Source organism: Microvirga sesbaniae (genome assembly GCF_025460805.1).
Taxonomy (GTDB): Bacteria; Pseudomonadota; Alphaproteobacteria; order Rhizobiales; family Beijerinckiaceae; genus Microvirga; species Microvirga sesbaniae.
The window spans coordinates 1-638 of sequence record NZ_JAMXFJ010000132.1 but is presented as its reverse complement, the minus strand read 5'-3'; the positions used below and the strand labels follow the sequence as shown (position 1 = coordinate 638).

The window sequence follows — 638 nt, the reverse complement described above, 5'->3', positions numbered from 1 at the left end:
GAGAGGTTCTTGACCTGCACGGCCAGGGTCTCGGGCGCCGTGCCGCGGTAGATGCCGGTCTTCCACAGATAGGCGGTCTGGTCGTAGTAGCCGACCTTGCCGTCGTAGTTGACCACCTGCTTGTCGTCGAGGAAGACGTCGATCTTGCCGTTGCCCGACGCGCCCCAGTCGAAGTTGATCTTGATGTCGTACCACTTGCCGCGCGTGATGTTGACGTCGCTCACCCACAGGTCGCGGTAGACCATGTTGCCCGGGGACGACTCGTAGTTGGCCGTGATCGCCAGCTTCTCGCCGCGCATCGCCACCTCGAAGGGCGCCGACCAGTCGGCGGCATAGAAGCCTTTCAGCGATCCCAGGACCACCCAACGCGAGGTGTTGGCCGCGCCGGGTTCAACCATGAAGTCGTAGTTGATCTTCACTTCCTGGGAGACGGGGTGCTTGTTGGACACCAGTTCCTGCACGTTGTTGCGCTCGGAGGTCGACGGATCGGTCCAGCCGGAGTCACTGAACACGTCGCCCTTGCGCACCTCGAAGCGCATGGTGTTGTTGTCCGGGGAGGAGAAGCTCCAACGTTCATCAGCATTATCGACCTTGAGCGGGCCGATGCTGGATGAGATGTACGTGCTTTCAGAAGCGGA

The 638-nt window shown here is 61.3% G+C and carries 1 protein-coding gene; it reads right to left on the bottom strand.

Annotation, left to right across the window (positions count from 1 at the left end):
* Window positions 1-539: heparin lyase I family protein (locus OCW50_RS33140; RefSeq protein ID WP_262300412.1), on the bottom strand; the 539-nt coding region annotated here is incomplete at its 3' end.
* Window positions 540-638: the final 99 nt, after the last annotated feature.